We start from the raw sequence: 15,337 nt of genomic DNA, 5'->3' as shown, positions 1-15,337 counted from the left end.
TTGGGCAATTCCCTATACAATTTCCCATTTATATACATAGAATCTTCAAATTTTTCATCAAAATAATAAAAATTAGTATACGATTTATTATATATTACGGCTATATGAATCATATACTGTTTTAACCATTCCTTGTAGTTTTCTGTTGCCTGCAAAATTGCTAATCTTGTACTATAAAACAAATACGTTGTTGATTCAACATTTGGATCGAGAGGAAGCTGTATATATGTTTCATTTTTTCGAATTTCTTTATTACAATTTTGTATCTTCAAAATGTTTTTTTTCAACCAGTTCATTTATTCCCTCCCAAAGTGATACACAAACATTAAATCGATTTCCGAAATCTTCCAAATCGGTAAAGTCTACCCCAAACTGCTCCTCTATTTTGCAAAACAAATCCATCAAAGCGATTGAATCAAGTTCTAGATCCTCTATCAAACGACTCTCTTTGCATACATCTATTTCTTTTCCCATTTCTTTCAATTCGCTCTTAATTAACGTTTGAACTTCCTTCCAAGAGATCATCATTTAAATCTCCTTTCCACACAAAGCTAGCCAGTTTTCCTGTTATTGGATTTGGCATTATAGTATTCTTTTGTTCAATATTTATTTGAACATCACCTAATTTTTCCCTAAATTTTTTGTTTATTTCTTCACAAATAAAACCGTAGCTATCTTGTTCATCTAACACAATCTCGATTAAAAATACCTCGTAAGCTTCTTGAATAATTTGACACTGTATAATTGCTCCCCGCAATTTATTGTTAATCTCATTTATAATCTGTATTAGAATATATGGATGTAGTTTTTCTTTTTGTCCAAAATGAATCCAGCTATTATGTCTTCCTGCCTCCAAAGATAATACATCTCCACATTGCCCGCAAGCACAGTGAATATTTCTTTTAATTTTCCCTCTGTCCTCGACATTAAATCTAACTAAAGGCATTACACGATTTTTAAGTGTTGTTACGCAGATTTCATCGCCATAATTTCCCGGTATATTTTCTACATAAACATTCTGTGACAAAATATGTAAATTTCCTTCAGGACATTCATATGCTATAGAATTAACTTCCTTTGTTCCATATTGATTTGCTGTCCGACAATCAAATACTGTTTCAACACGCCTTCTTACTTTTGGTTCTAAATATTCTCCAGTAAACTCAATATACCGGAGATTTTCAGGTGTTCTGTTATATTTTTTCGCTAAATCAACAAGTAACAATGCAATCGACGGCTGTACTATCATCCATTCTGGATCATAACTTAAAATATCCTCATATATCTGTTCTTTCCTATCATCCAATATTGATATTCTCGGATATGCACGCAAATATCTTTTTTTTACAATATCATCTATGTGTTCATCTGATGGATAAAAATAACACAATCTGTTTCTTGGTAAAATATTGTAATATCTTTTTCGAAGCATCCATAATTCCAAAAGTGACAGATTTTCCTGTTCTTTATTCCAATATACCTCTGTATATTTTCCAGTAGAACCTGATGTTCTTGTCCAAATCAATTTATTCGCAAGATAGTCCGATATATATTTTGAGGATATACAAGCCATTCCTGACTCTATGTATGCTTTTTTATCAACAATTGGTAAATCATCAAAACTGACATTATCAATATCAATCTTTTTCTTTTCAGCCAATTGATAATACAAAGGAACTGTTTTATACGCATGCCTGGCTATATCAAAGGCTGATTTTTTGTAATAGTCTCGATCCATATTTTTTCTTAAACTCTCCTCAGTTTCTAAAATCTCCCACCCATATTGGCCTCTACTTTCTTACATTACAATCCTCGCAATTCATAACCATTTTCTTTTCTTCTACCCTTAAGCATTCCGGTAATTCCACTTCTCCCCAAAGCATAAAACATCCTGTTAGTTCAGTAATATCCACTGCTGTTTGTGCTAATACTTCATTAATTCCCTTTTTTAATTCTTTCATCGGTACCTCCTTTGGAATGGTCTGATGTCCTTTCACATCATCTCATTATTTACTATGATCTCTGATTAAAAAACTTCACTGTACTTAATATAATATTTTATAAATTTTTTCAAGTCTTTTAACAGTATTTGGCGTGAACGGTGTGTATAACGGCGTGAATATTCAAAATGTAGATTGACGAATAAAAAAACCAGTGCTACTCTGTATAATATAGATTACAACATGCTGTTCAGAAATGAGGATTATTATGCAGAGAATACTGATTGTTGAGGATGATATGGTTCAAATACACGCTCTTTCACAAGGCATCCACACCTCTTATCCCTCCTGGATCATTGATTGTGCCCAAAATTACCAGACTGCTTTAGATATGATCGGGCAATCTCTTTCTTCCAACAATTTCTATTCCCTATTTCTTCTTGATGTTATGCTGTCTCCGGAAGACTCCTGCAAGGAGGGCTTTCAGCTTGCCGAAGAGATACGCCGTCATTCCGATTATTACACAACGCCTTTACTTTTTCTTACATCTGTTCCTGATCACAATTATTTTGCATTATCTCATTTTCACTGCTATAATTATATCGAAAAGCCTTATACGATCAAGGATATTTTACGGCAGCTTCAACAAATGCTGATAACCGGTTATCTAAACGCATTCACCCTTTCGATAAAAGACTGTTCGCAGATTCTATATCACGTGTGTCTGTCAGACGTTTTGTATATCCAGGCATCAAATCATCATGTCATTGTGCATATGAAAGACGCCTGCATTACATCGAGATCCTATTCCATGGATGAATTAACTGACATGACAGCCGGTACATTGCTACGATGCCACCGAAGATTTTTAATAAATCCTTTTTACGTACAATCCTATGATCGAACAACACGATATGCAATTCTTGACACAGAACGTATTCCCGTAGGAAAGGTTTATAAGGATGCTTTTGAAAATAAACTGCAGCACTACATTAATGGAGAACTATCATGAACATTGTTGAATCTGTTATTAATATTACTATTGAATTTTTATGTATCTTTTTTGTTTCCAGAGCATTTACCGAAACAAAAGAGCATCTGCTGAAAACGGACATCGCCTTTGTTGTTTCTTCGATTCTCGCAGGATGTATTATTCCTGAAAAATACAATATTTTATTATTAATCACAGGACAGGTTATTTTCTTTACTTACATATTATACCGATACTCTGACACAATGCTGAATCGTTTTTTTCTTTTTATTTTGTCCTTTGGAACCACACTTTTATGCCAATTGATTGTTATGTGTCTTTTTATGCTTTTTTCTTTAAGCCTATTTCCCGGTTATGAATATATTATGCTGAATTTCTGCACTTTTATCCTGATTTTCTTAATCTGTCGTATTTTTCCTGTGCATAATATATATAATCTCTTAATCAATTCTTCTTTACCACTGCGCTGCATTTACACAGATACTTATGTTATTTTACTTTCTTTTCTTTTAATGGGAAAATTAAATCTTCAAAATCTCTACTCCAAGTATATCTTTGTATTTGTGTCAATTACATTACTCGCCGCAGCGAATATCTGTATTATCTATTATGATCAAAAAATGTTTTATCAACAGCGAGAGTTATTGTCCTATATGCAAAAACTGCCAATTTACGAAACACTCGTGGATGATATTCGCGCCAGCCAGCATGAATATTCAAACCACCTGCAATCACTGCGTGCGCTCCCTCTGTCTTGTCCGGATTACAATTCCCTTTGTCATGCTCTGGAGCAATACACACTGCAATATTCCTCCCACTTAAATAACTATCCTTTAATACAAATAAATATGCCCTTATTAGCAGCTGCGTTATACAGTCTCTTTTCCTCGGCTGAACAAAAAGGCATATCCATTTTATTTAATATATATTCCACTGTCCTGAAAAGCACCCTTCCCGAATACCTGCTTACTGATTACGTTTGTATTCTCGTAAACAATGCAATCGATGCATGTCAGAAAAACGATTCCATATTTATTTATCTCTCTTCTTCCAATGGAAAAACTCGATTTGAAATCCGCAATCCTTCCACCATTTATTATTCCCCTAATAAAATATCTCAATTTTTCCAGAGCGGATACAGTACAAAAAACTCTGACGTCTCTCCTCGCAAGCATGGCTACGGACTATATTATTTATTAAAAAACATCACAAAAGCCAAGGGAGATATCGGTGCTTCATGCATAAAATACGACAATCAATATCAAATGATATTCTTTATTGAGGTGTAGCCTGAAGCTGTTTTTTTCTGAAACGCCGCACCATAAGCACCACCATCGCTTCTAACGTCTGATAAAATACCGCACTGATGATCAGCTTTCTGTAATAGACCGGTATATATGCTGTGATCATTATAATACTACAAATAACTGTAATCGCCTGGGCTTTAAACTGTAATCTTTTTTCACGATTGTAAACAGGTCGTTGTACCGATTGTATTGGTGCTCCCCGCCAAATCACCACGATTGCAAAAACACAAATCAGATTCTGTATATCACAATTATATGAAATGACATTTGCCAGACCGATCATTGCATGAAATGAAAACAATGACATCAAAAAACATCCCCCTACCGTATTACAATGCACCCCTCCAACATAAGAACGAAAAAGCGCAATAGTACAAAACAAGACACCCAGCTCTAACAATCTTTTTTCATAAAAAAAGCATATCACTAACAATATCATCTTTTGTGTTTCATTAAGAAATACATGTAGTGTATATTTTACCTTCGCCTCCATGTTTTCATCACAATATTGCTTTGTGGAAAACAAGATTATGAGTTTTTCAGTTATTATCTCGTTTAATTTATTCCAATAATCACATTTTTTCCAACTTAATTTCATCATTTCTTCCTGTTATGTTACATTTCTATCGGTCAGCTTAGTTCAATTCGCCAATATACCATTATTTTCTAATATGATATTAAATTCCCGTTATCCTTTGCACATCCTCTCGACGATCAACGATCAGCCCGCCTGTCTCTTTTGCCTTTGTAACATTAGCTCTATCCCATGTCCTTTAAAAATTTATGTATATTTCCTATCCACACCATACTGAAATACAAGCATATAGAAAGTACTAACATAGACACTATTTCATTGATGTTTCTATTAAAAACTCCATCCAGCGTAATAACCACTAAAATCAACTGTAGGACACTATATAAAATAATTTCTGCTTTTCCCTAATCGGTGATAAAAAATTAATGCGATCTTTCCCTTTCAGACATACAATCCCTACGGCTCCTGCTCCCCCACTTAAGCACATAACCGCATACCAAGTTATTAATTTAATTATTCTTTTCACTTGATCACCTCTTTATATACCACAAGACGGGACACCGCATATGATCCGTAGTGTCCCGTCCTTATGAAGCTCTGTCCTAAGACATTTGTTTTAATGGACTATTAGGTTGAATTATATTGTTAAAACTCAAGATAAATCAACTAAGATACTTAGAATAATCCTCTGCTGTAGTTACACCATTCTTCCAGTCATCCATCTTCTGACGGGTGGCATCCATGGTGTCCTGACAGATCTGTGGAAGATCCTCTCCCCACGCCTTGGTTGCCTGCTTATAACCCTTCTCGATGGCTGCCATCATGGTATCTGCCTTGTCCGTATCTCCACCGGCAAGAGCGATTGCCATGCTGACCAGACGATCCGATGTCTGATTGACACCCCAGTAACCATCCTCTGCAACAGATGCCTTTGCCTCGTCGATGGTCTGCTGATCCACCTTGCCTGCTACCTGACGGAATGTTTCTGCCAGATTGGAACCATTGGCCAGATCAAACTTCTCTGCCTGCTTGCCCAAAAGCTTCTGTACCAGACTGTTCATGCTGTCCAGACGGCTCTGCTGGTCTGCCTTGAGCTTTGCGATCACGTTGTCCTTATTATAAATCTGATTGGCGCTGTCCTTCTTTGTCTCATTGCTTTTCTCGAATACAACTCCGTCGTCCCTGACCTGCTTCTCTGTTGTCTCTGCCGCCTTTGATGCCTTCTCTGTCTCTGCGGTCTTTACTGCTGTATATCCGTTTACTCCGTTAATTGATGATATACTCATGTTCCCGAACCTCCTTTTTCCTGTTGCGAACATATCTGCTTAAAACATATGGTTTTCTATTAAAAATATCGACTGTTTCTGTCCTGTTCTTTATAGGCAAACGAACTTTTATGCACATTTTGAGCAATTTCGCATAAAATAATCCGAATACCCTGAAAGAAGTCTGTGAGAAGGGAGGCCATCGCATGTCGATCCGTCGAAGTATCGCCCGGAAAACACAATATAATTTCCGGCTAAACCGCAAGGTCATCCATCTGAAGCACTGCTGGGAAGATGTAAACTCTATGCTGGATACCTTCTGCGGTCATAAGCATAAGCCGGCACCTCCGCCGAAGCCTCCAAAGCCTCAGCCAAAGCCATGCCCGCCACCCTGTTTTCCATGCTGTCCGTTTTGTATGCCACAAAAGCCAGGACCATCACCCTGTCCCCGCCCGAAACCGCCGGGACCAGCACCAGGGCCACCACACTGTCCCCGCCCGAAACCGCCGGAACCTCCAAGACCTCAACCCGGTCCGCCGCACTGTTCTCCTCCGAAGCCACCGAAGCATCCAAGACCTCAGCCCTGGCCATCGCACTGTACTCCACCAAAACCTCCGGAACCTCCGAGACCTCAGCCCGGTCCGCCGCACTGTCCTTCTCCGAAACCGCCGGAACCTCCAAGACCTCAACCCGGTCCGCCGCACTGTTCTCCTCCGGAGCCTCCAAGACCTCAGCCTGGACCGCCTCCTTGTCGCCGTCGTCCCATACGCGGGCCATTTTTCCCACCGTTCCGCTTTTAACATACAGCACCCGGTACCATATTTTATCGGGTATATCCGATGAAAATTCAGGCTGTTTTCCGGAGCCGGAAATCGGCTCCGACTTTTTTCATACAGATCAGACAGGTTGGCAGAATATAAATGCAGGCGGAAATCCATGCTGTCTGGTCACCAAAGCAGATTGCCGTATAACCATAAACGGGTACAAAGATCAGGCTGACCACGATCCTTGCCACCATCTCTGTGACACCGGAAAACACAGCCCTGCCGGAATAACCAAGTCCCTGCGTGGTCATACGGCATGTGTTTAAAATGCCAAGACTCCAGAAGAAAAATCCCTGACAGAACATATATTTTGCCGCCGCATCCAGCACTTCCACTTCTTTCCCGCTGATAAAGATCTGACAGAGGATACGTCCGAAGAATATCAACATAATACCGGCACAAAGACCATAACCCACAGCGACTGCCATTCCCTGAAAAAGTCCCTTGACGATACGTTTCTTTTTGCCTGCTCCCAGATTCTGGCTGCAAAAAACGGACACACCGGTTGCAATGGCATCAAATGGACACATAAAAAACTGCTTCAGACGCAGTGCCGCCGTAAAGGCAGAAACATAGACGACACTGTCCAGACTGTTATTGGCGTACTGCATAACCATACTTCCGATGGCAGTGATGGAATACTGAAGTCCCATCGGCACTCCCATCGTCGTCATAATCCGTACTCCCCGGCTGTGAAGCCGGCAATCGGAACGGGAAAGCCGTAAAAGCGGCACCTTCGTCCAGATATAAATACAGCACAGAATTCCACTGATCGCCTGTGCCGTGATCGTGGCTGCTGCCGCTCCGGCACATCCCCAGTGAAATACCAGAATACATACCAGATCCAATACGATATTCAGTACCGTGGAAATCGCCAGAAAAACAAACGGCGTCCTGCTGTCACCTACCGACCGGAGAATACTGGACATCAGATTATATAACAGGGTGAATGGAATTCCCAAAAAGAGAATGAGCAGGTAATGATATGCCCCCGGATATATCTTATCCGGAGTTGACAGCATATGCAGGATCTGCGGACAGAAAAGTGCACAGACCGCCGTCAATACAACCGCAAAAACCCCTGTTAAAAACATCGCATGAAAAATGTGGTTTCGCATTTCCGGCAGATTCCCTGCCCCGAAACTTTTTGCAATGGGTACGCCAAAGCCACAGGCAATCCCAATACAAAATCCAAGTACCAGAAACTGGACACTGCTTGATGCACCTACACTCGCCAGAGCATTGGCCCCCAGTGCTCTCCCGACAATTGCCGCATCAATAATATTATATGTCTGCTGCAGTATATTTCCCACCAGAAGGGGTACTGCAAATCCCATTATCAAAGACAGCGGTCTGCCTTCTGTCATTTTCTTTGCCATAACTTCCTCACCTTTCATTCCGGCAATGTTTACAAGCAAACAAAAGCTGACAGAAATTTCATCTCTGAAATCTCTGCCAGCATATTTTCACGACATATCATGTCATTGGACATAATATGTCATTTTTATTTAAGGTTAAATTACTTAAGTGTAACCTTAGCACCCTCAGCCTCGAGCTTCTCTTTGATCTCGTTAGCCTCGTCCTTAGAAGCACCCTCTTTAAGAACCTTAGGAGCGCCATCTACAACTTCCTTAGCTTCCTTAAGTCCAAGACCTGTTACCTCACGAACAACCTTGATAACCTTAACCTTGTTTGCACCAACTTCTGTAAGCTCAACATCGAACTCGTCCTTCTCTGCTGCGCCTGCTGCATCTCCGCCTGCTGCTGCTACAACAACGCCTGCTGCTGCAGATACACCAAACTCTTCCTCACATGCCTTAACTAAATCGTTCAGCTCTAACACTGTCATGCCCTTAATAGCATCAATAAATTCCTGTGTAGTCATTTCTATAACCTCCGTATTATTTTCTTTTCGTTTTTGTTTTCTTAATAAAATTTAAGCCTCTGCTGCACCCTCGCCCTGCTCTGCGATCTGATTAAGCACACGAGCAAGATTGGTAATAGGTGACTGCAAAGAACCAAGCAGCTTGGAAATAAGCTCGTCTCTTGATGGAATGCTTGCCAGTGACTTAACACCGTCAACATCATAGAATGTTCCCTCAACGACAGCTCCCTTGAATTCCAAAGCCTCAGCCTCTTTCGCAACGTTATTCAGAACGCGGATAGGTGCTGTTGCATCTTCCTTAGAAATTGCGATGGCAGATGGTCCATCTAAAAGATCATCTAACTGTGCGAAATCAGTACCCTCGAATGCACGCTTCATGAATGTATTCTTGTATACCTTGTACTCGCATCCTGCCTCTCTCAATCCCTTACGAAGTTTTGTGTCCTGTTCTACAGTCAGTCCACGATAATCAACAAGTACTACAGTAGCAGCACCGTCAATCTTCGCCTTGATTTCATCAACGATTGGCTGTTTTAATTCAACCTTTGCCATAAGATATCTCCTTTCCTGGGCAGTCCCATATTTTTTCCTGCCTGGGAAGTCTTACTTCAAAATAAAAAACCTCCCTGCGTAAACACAGAGAGGTGAAATCATCAAAATAATTACATCCTTCCTCGGTAGGCGGTCTCCTTACGCCGAACTATCGGCACCTACTGTCTACGGCAGTATGGCTTGCTTGATTTACAAACCAAAAAATATTTTAGCATATTGTAAAATATAAGTCAATACCATTTTTAATATTTCCACAAATTTTTGATCTGCGGCACCACCCGCGACAGCCTCCATGCTTTTTCGCTGTTCTTACGGCTGTTTGGATCATTGATGATCACCTGCTGGTCATCTTTCATTCCCGACAGAACCAGAAAATGTCCTGCTGTGGTAAAATCTCCCGGCCGCATGGCACAAATGATCACATGCCCCTCCTGAAGGGTCCGCCGGATCACATCCTCATCGCAGGACATTTCTGTCCCGCTAAGTCCCAGCAGTGCCGCCCCGTCTGTCATCAAAGACCATGCCGATCCTTGTCCTTTTACATAAAATCCATTCTTTTGCGCCAGTTTTGCCACCTTCCATGGGTTCCATTTGTCATTCTGAAAGGTATGACATGCCACCATCGCAAGACAGGTGGGACCACACCCCGTCAATGCCATAAAATCATTGCCGTATTTCCGGTATCCCCATCTCTCATCCCACTGCAGAAACAAGGGCACACCACTTTCCTGATTGCCCGTCAGATCAGAGGAAGTCAGCCGAATCTTCTGTGCTTTTCCTGCCTGTTTGGGATAATCTTTCACAAACTGTCTCGTCTCCGGATTCTTTTTGGCCAGTTCGATCAACTGCTCCGGGTATTGCCCTTCTTTATCTTTCCAGAAATCATCCTGTCCCAGAGACGACAGGCTCTGACGAAACTGATCTATGCTCCGGGATATATTCCCCATATAAAAATTTGTCGTCAAAAAACGTACCCCCACCAGAACCAGAATGATTCCCAGGAGCCATTTTCTTTTTCTTCTCCTGTGCAGCCTTTTCATTTTATTCATCTCCTATTTTTGCTTGAGTTACTTATAAGTTTAATGGGAGATGTCTGGGAATGCTTTTGATTTTTCTAAACGATTTCTAATATTTCTCTGAACTTTGAACCGGAACCCCGGTCTTATTTTACATTACGAAAGGGATGTGATAAGATGAATGCATTATCAACGAAAGGATCAAACAAGCATGAACGAACCAGATAACATTTCCGGAGAGGAGCTTTCCTCTGCGGAAACCGACAATAAAAACAAAAAAGAGAAACGTTTTTCTCTTGCGGATACACTTCAATTTATTTTTCTGCTGGCTGTGATCGCTCTGATCATTTTTATCCGGCAGATGCCTCTTTTTACCGTGGACGGTCGCAGCATGGACCATACATATGCAGACGGTGATCTGCTGGTGGGGGATCAAAAAGCAGACATTAAGCAGGGAGATATTCTGATCATATACAGTGATGTTCTCTCTGAGCGTATCGTCAAGCGCTGCATCGGACTACCCGGAGACGAAATAAAGATCCTGGATAACCAGGTCTATGTCAACGGAAAAAAATTGAAGGAAGATTACATCGCAGAACCCATGAATACGGAGGATATGACTATCACCCTCTCGGATGACGAGTATTTCGTGATGGGCGATAACCGAAATCATTCCACAGACAGCCGTGATATCGGACCGATTCCGAAGGAAAAGATTCAGGCAAAGGTAATGCACAATCTCACAAAAGAGTATCATATTACAACCGTTCATCTGAAATGGTTCAAACAAATTGTCATTATTGCTGCCACCTGCTACATTATCTTTACGATTCTCGGAAGCTTTCTTTTTCCTTTGTTCCATCGCAGGGAGGAAGATGAGGAGGACACCAACCGGTCTGAAACTCCGGATCAAACGAAATAAAAAAGGGCAAAACCAGCGTTTTGCCCTTGCTCACTCTACGCTACGAGCATTTTCCTATACACTAAAGAAAAAACCGGTACAGACAACAGATGTTTGGTGATACATCTGCCGTCTGTACCGGTTTTGTTATTTGCTGTATTTTACGATGGTGTGATTTCTCAGAACCACATCAAAAATCATTCGGATTATTTCTTTACCGTAATGGCTTCCATTCCACCCATATATGGTCTCAGAGCTTCCGGAATTCTTACACTGCCGTCCTCCTGCAGATTATTCTCCAGGAACGCGATCAGCATACGAGGCGGTGCAACTACAGTATTGTTGAGTGTATGTGCAAAATATTTATTGCCATCCTCGCCCTTCACGCGGATCTTTAAGCGGCGCGCCTGTGCATCTCCGAGATTGGAACAGCTTCCGACCTCAAAGTATTTCTTCTGACGTGGAGACCATGCCTCAACATCAATAGATTTCACCTTCAGATCTGCCAGATCACCGGAACAGCACTCCAGTGTACGAACCGGAATATCCAGTGTACGGAACAGATCCACGGTATTCTGCCACAGCTTGTCAAACCACGCCTTGCTCTCCTCCGGCTTGCAGACAACGATCATTTCCTGCTTTTCGAACTGGTGGATACGGTAAACACCTCTCTCCTCAATACCATGAGCTCCCTTTTCCTTACGGAAGCATGGAGAGTAGCTTGTAAGGGTACGCGGAAGTGACTTCTCCTCAAGGATCGTATCAATAAATTTACCGATCATAGAATGCTCACTGGTACCGATCAGATACAGATCCTCGCCTTCAATCTTGTACATCATGGCATCCATCTCGGCAAAGCTCATAACGCCTGTTACTACATTGCTTCGAATCATAAACGGAGGTACACAGTAGGTAAATCCACGGTCGATCATGAAATCTCTCGCATAAGAAATCACTGCAGAATGAAGTCTGGCAATGTCCCCCATCAGATAATAGAAACCATTTCCGGCTACCTTGCCGGCAGCATCCAGATCGATTCCATCAAATCGCTCCATGATCTCTGTATGATACGGTACTTCAAAATCAGGCACTACCGGATCACCAAACTTTTCAATCTCGACATTTTCACTGTCATCCTTACCGATCGGCACGCTTGGATCGATAATGTTTGGAATGACCATCATGATCTTCTGGATCTTTTCCGCAAGCTCCGGTTCCTTTGCCTGCAGCTCCTCCAGACGAGGGGCGATCTCGGCTACCTCTGCCTTTCTCTGCTCTGCCTCATCCTTTTTACCCTGCGCCATCAGACCACCGATCTCTTTGGATATCTTTTTGCGGCGGGCACGAAGCTCATCAGCCTCCTGCTGTGTCTTTCTTGCCTCTGCGTCCAGTGCGATCACCTCATCCACCAACGGAAGCTTCTCGTCCTGAAACTTATTTTTGATGTTCTGTTTTACGATGTCAGGATTTTCTCTGACAAATTTCAAGTCTAACATGTCTTTTCTCCTTTATGATTTATTCGCTCAAAAAGCATTTTTCAAATACAACGTTTTTCATAGCTCCATAATATATGACGCCCTCAAACACATCGCATCCAATCTTTTTTGCATACTCCTCCTGAAGCCGGGTGTGGATTCCTCCACAGGTAACGGTCAGTCCCATCTCCTTTGCCATCTCCACCGTCTTGCGGAAGATCACGGTATCCTTTTCATTGATCATATGCTCGCTGAAATATTCCCCGTGGAACTTAATGCCCGTCACCGGCAGACGACGCATGGAATTAACCGCCGTGTGATCTGCACCAAAACGGCTGATCACCACCTGATATCCCAGATTGGTCAGATTGCGTATTGCCACCTCAAATGCCGTCGTGGCATCTGCAAAGAAACGCTCCGGAATCTCAAAAATGAAATCCACCGGTTCAAGCTTATTTTGCTCCACAACAATGTTGTGTATACGCTCCACGGCATGTCTGGTGGACAACTGGCTTGCTGTCATTTCCAGCGAAACCGGAATGACTTGATTGCCCTTCGCCTTCCAGGCACCAATGTTATCAGCCACCTCCTGCAGCAGATAGAAGCTGAATTCCTCCAACTGAGCCCCTCGCTCCATCAGATGCATGATCTGTGTATACTCAAAATACTGGCCATCCTTCATCAGAATTCTCGGAATCGCTTTACATCCGATCACATGATCCTTATCACCCCTGATCCTTGGCAGATAACTGATCTCCACGCTATGCTCGTCCATGGCACGGCGGATCTCACCTACCACTTCATCCTCTCTGGAAAGCTGCTCCTCCATATCCTCTGTGTAGATCGCATAATGATTGCCCCGAAGTCCTTTAATACTTCTCCGGGCGAGATCAGCCTTTTCCAGCATCTCCAGAAGCTCCTGATCCTCCTGCTGGATCAGATATACACCTACAGTAGAACCAAAGTCAATATTGTCCTCCTCCGCCTCAACCGCCTGCTGATGACGTACCACAGCAGACATGGCATTGACCAGCTCCTTATGTGTACCATACTGGAACAATACGACAAAATAGTCCCCGTCTACTCTCGCACACATTCCGTCCTTTGTCAAATGATTTAACAACACATCAGAAAATGCTTTGAGGATACGGTTGCTTACATAAAAGCCATAATGATGGCTGAAACTCTGGAATTCATTGATATCCGCACAGATCAGCGCATAATGGGAATCTTCCCTGCGGGATTCCAGAATCTTCTCCGCCTTTCTTAAAAAGGAAGCATACGGAAGAAGTCCCGTAATGGTATCCTCTGTCTTGGCCCTTGCCGAAGCCGCGATCTTTTTCAGCTTACCCGCGAGCTGCGTAATCTCCAGCTCGGAATTTTTGACCTGTTCGGCTTTCACTGCATTCTGCTCATTATCCAAAAGAAGCCGGGTCAGACCATAAACAACGCTTCCCTCTCCATCCTTCTTTTTCTCCGTGCTGGTACTGATCTGCATTCTTTGATATGCTCCGTTGCCATTGATCACACGAAAAATGTCCTGATGCATACCGGCATCGGCATCCCAGGAATTCCGCATCTGTATAAACTTTTCTACGTCGTCCGGATGGATGATCGCACGAATATTTTCATCAGTAAACTGTCCCTCCAGAATCGTCTCCGGCGAGTAAGTCCCTCCCAGATCTCCGTCCCGGTGAAGAACATGCGCATCCAGATCATAGGTCCAGATGGTTTCCCTCAACATCTTTGTAATAACATTGGAACGATGATTATTATCTGCCAGTTCTGCCTCTGCCTGCTTTCTGGCAGTAATATCCACGATCACGCACAAATATACCGGCTGACCATTGTCATCATCAATCCGGGTACCGTTGATATACGACCAGCGGATTTCTCCGCTTTTGGCCATGATGCGATACTCCATGGCAAGGGGACCTCTGTTTTCAATAGCCTGTCGTATCACCCTGCTCACCATATCCATATCCTCCGGATACACCAGCTCCGACGTATCATTGTGAAACTGCATACTATACTCCGACCGGCTGTAACCCGCCAAACGGAAAAATCCGTCATTGGCATACATGATCTTGAAATCATTTAACCGGACCTTGATCACGCCGCCCGGAATACTGTTGGCGATCAGATCCAGCTCCCGTTTCGCATTATAAACGTCCTGTAAATGACGTTTCGAACCGGATATATCCAGACACGAGCAGTAATAGATCATACTCCCCGGTTTTGCCTCTCTCTTGGCCCGGAATGAGATCCATATAATGGAATCATCCTTGCGTTTGGCCCGGAATTCCAGATGAATGCTCCCCCCCATGCTGACCTGACGTGCCATCAATGCCTTCATTCTCTGCTTTTCCTCTGGAAGAGCCGGTCCCATGACTCTGTTTTCAAAACATTTCCGAAACTCCTCCGGGGTATACTGAAACATTTTGTAAAATCCATCATTAGCATACATAATCTCCGGCTCAGCCTGCATTTTGGCGATCATCATACCGCACTCAGACATTCCTGCGAGACGCGCAAACTGCTCCTTATGCATTTCAAAGCCACTGTCTGTCGTGCTTTTTGTATTGTTTTCCATACCACACACCCCCTTCGTATTTTGTCTCTTTCTCCTTAGGTGCAATTAATTTT

Annotated in this window: 16 protein-coding genes and 1 other annotated feature; of the genes, 4 read left to right on the top strand and 12 right to left on the bottom strand. The window is 42.4% G+C overall.

Annotated features, from left to right (window positions below; translation table 11 throughout):
• The 4 genes from H8704_RS13095 to H8704_RS13080 form a co-directional block, all read right to left on the bottom strand.
• Positions 1–296: hypothetical protein (locus H8704_RS13095; RefSeq protein WP_249298555.1), on the bottom strand; the 296-nt coding region annotated here is incomplete at its 3' end.
• Entirely contained in the window at positions 253–525 is a 273-nt protein-coding gene (locus H8704_RS13090) for an acyl carrier protein (RefSeq protein ID WP_249298554.1), read from the bottom strand. The genes H8704_RS13090 and H8704_RS13095, both read right to left, overlap by 44 nt.
• Positions 491–1,738, bottom strand: a complete 1,248-nt coding sequence (locus H8704_RS13085) for a phenylacetate--CoA ligase family protein (protein ID WP_249298553.1) — start codon at positions 1,736–1,738, stop codon at positions 491–493. Before H8704_RS13085 ends, H8704_RS13090 begins: the two co-directional genes overlap by 35 nt.
• Positions 1,739–1,790: 52 nt before the next feature.
• Entirely contained in the window at positions 1,791–1,961 is a 171-nt protein-coding gene (locus H8704_RS13080; RefSeq protein WP_249298552.1) for a hypothetical protein, read from the bottom strand.
• 247 nt (positions 1,962–2,208) lie between these two features.
• Here H8704_RS13080 and H8704_RS13075 point away from each other — a divergent pair, with 247 nt between their 5' ends.
• Both H8704_RS13075 and H8704_RS13070 read left to right on the top strand, forming a co-directional pair.
• Positions 2,209–2,952, top strand: coding sequence for a LytR/AlgR family response regulator transcription factor (locus H8704_RS13075; protein ID WP_022463499.1), 744 nt, complete (start codon positions 2,209–2,211; stop codon positions 2,950–2,952).
• Entirely contained in the window at positions 2,949–4,220 is a 1,272-nt protein-coding gene (locus H8704_RS13070; RefSeq protein ID WP_249298551.1) for a sensor histidine kinase, read from the top strand. The genes H8704_RS13075 and H8704_RS13070 overlap by 4 nt, the downstream gene beginning before the upstream one ends.
• On the opposite strand, the gene H8704_RS13065 is transcribed toward H8704_RS13070, so the two are convergent.
• Both H8704_RS13065 and H8704_RS13060 read right to left on the bottom strand, forming a co-directional pair.
• Positions 4,207–4,839 (bottom strand): accessory gene regulator B family protein, encoded by a 633-nt coding sequence (locus H8704_RS13065; RefSeq protein ID WP_249298550.1) that lies wholly within the window; start codon positions 4,837–4,839, stop codon positions 4,207–4,209. The two genes, H8704_RS13070 and H8704_RS13065, sit on opposite strands and share 14 nt — an antisense overlap.
• A gap of 596 nt (positions 4,840–5,435) precedes the next feature.
• Positions 5,436–6,059 carry a hypothetical protein gene (locus tag H8704_RS13060; RefSeq protein ID WP_249298548.1) on the bottom strand — a complete coding sequence of 208 codons (624 nt, stop codon included), beginning with the start codon at positions 6,057–6,059 and terminating at the stop codon, positions 5,436–5,438.
• Positions 6,060–6,350: 291 nt separating this feature from the next.
• On the opposite strand from H8704_RS13060, the gene H8704_RS14570 reads away from it, so the two are divergent.
• Positions 6,351–6,881: a DUF3106 domain-containing protein gene (locus tag H8704_RS14570; protein WP_408611204.1), complete on the top strand. Its 531-nt coding sequence runs from the start codon at positions 6,351–6,353 to the stop codon at positions 6,879–6,881.
• A 4-nt stretch (positions 6,882–6,885) separates the two neighbouring features.
• Here the strand turns inward: H8704_RS14570 and H8704_RS13050 are convergent, their stop codons facing one another.
• The 4 genes from H8704_RS13050 to H8704_RS13035 all read right to left on the bottom strand — a co-directional run bounded on the left by H8704_RS13050 (position 6,886) and on the right by H8704_RS13035 (position 10,339).
• Positions 6,886–8,241, bottom strand: coding sequence for an MATE family efflux transporter (locus H8704_RS13050; RefSeq protein WP_249298546.1), 1,356 nt, complete (start codon positions 8,239–8,241; stop codon positions 6,886–6,888).
• Positions 8,242–8,381: 140 nt separating this feature from the next.
• Positions 8,382–8,747, bottom strand: a complete 366-nt coding sequence (gene rplL / locus H8704_RS13045) for a 50S ribosomal protein L7/L12 (RefSeq protein ID WP_022463505.1) — start codon at positions 8,745–8,747, stop codon at positions 8,382–8,384.
• Positions 8,748–8,798: 51 nt separating this feature from the next.
• Positions 8,799–9,299 (bottom strand): 50S ribosomal protein L10, encoded by a 501-nt coding sequence (gene rplJ, locus H8704_RS13040; protein WP_022463506.1) that lies wholly within the window; start codon positions 9,297–9,299, stop codon positions 8,799–8,801.
• 54 nt (positions 9,300–9,353) lie between these two features.
• Positions 9,354–9,488, bottom strand: a sequence feature (ribosomal protein L10 leader region).
• Positions 9,489–9,541: 53 nt separating this feature from the next.
• Positions 9,542–10,339, bottom strand: coding sequence for a C39 family peptidase (locus H8704_RS13035; RefSeq protein WP_249298545.1), 798 nt, complete (start codon positions 10,337–10,339; stop codon positions 9,542–9,544).
• A 187-nt stretch (positions 10,340–10,526) separates the two neighbouring features.
• Here H8704_RS13035 and lepB point away from each other — a divergent pair, with 187 nt between their 5' ends.
• Positions 10,527–11,237 carry a signal peptidase I gene (lepB, locus tag H8704_RS13030; RefSeq protein WP_249298543.1) on the top strand — a complete coding sequence of 237 codons (711 nt, stop codon included), beginning with the start codon at positions 10,527–10,529 and terminating at the stop codon, positions 11,235–11,237.
• A gap of 185 nt (positions 11,238–11,422) precedes the next feature.
• Here the strand turns inward: lepB and serS are convergent, their stop codons facing one another.
• On the bottom strand, positions 11,423–12,712 hold the full coding sequence (serS, locus tag H8704_RS13025) for a serine--tRNA ligase (protein WP_022463509.1): 1,290 nt from the start codon (positions 12,710–12,712) through the stop codon (positions 11,423–11,425).
• A 19-nt stretch (positions 12,713–12,731) separates the two neighbouring features.
• On the bottom strand, positions 12,732–15,284 hold the full coding sequence (locus tag H8704_RS13020) for a bifunctional diguanylate cyclase/phosphodiesterase (RefSeq protein WP_249298541.1): 2,553 nt from the start codon (positions 15,282–15,284) through the stop codon (positions 12,732–12,734).
• Between the last annotated feature and the right edge of the window lie 53 nt (positions 15,285–15,337).

This window comes from Jutongia huaianensis, assembly GCF_014384985.1.
Classification (GTDB): domain Bacteria; phylum Bacillota; class Clostridia; order Lachnospirales; family Lachnospiraceae; genus Jutongia; species Jutongia huaianensis.
Note: the sequence above shows the minus strand (reverse complement) of the source record. Positions and strands in the feature narration are given on the sequence as shown.